The organism is Achromobacter sp. GbtcB20, assembly GCF_019091095.1.
GTDB lineage: Bacteria > Pseudomonadota > Gammaproteobacteria > Burkholderiales > Burkholderiaceae_B > Achromobacter > Achromobacter mucicolens.
The window spans coordinates 1-276 of record NZ_JAGXJZ010000498.1 but is presented as its reverse complement, the minus strand read 5'-3'; the positions used below and the strand labels follow the sequence as shown (position 1 = coordinate 276).

Annotated in this window: 1 protein-coding gene; it reads right to left on the bottom strand. The window is 50.7% G+C overall.

Annotated features, from left to right (window positions below; genetic code table 11):
- Positions 1-18 precede the first annotated feature (18 nt).
- Positions 19-276: hypothetical protein (locus KVT32_RS29930; RefSeq protein WP_217619410.1), on the bottom strand; the 258-nt coding region annotated here is incomplete at its 5' end.

The window sequence follows — 276 nt, the reverse complement described above, 5'->3', positions numbered from 1 at the left end:
AGAAAATAACGCTTCAACTCAATCTGAACTCAAACCGGGCTTCGTCGATATTTTTCTGGCCAGGAACCCTTGCCGCAAGGTGACTTCTGATGTAGTAGCGGCATACCGATTCCCTAACTCTGCCGAAATAAAGGCACAAGACAAACGATCTTCCATGGTATACTTTTTTCCATGGCCGCCCGACGCTTCATCTACCTTGTTTTGATGATCCTCGCTCTTCAGCTCAGCTGGGGCGTGGTTGCTGGCTATTGTCAGCACGAGTCGGGCCGGGCTGCT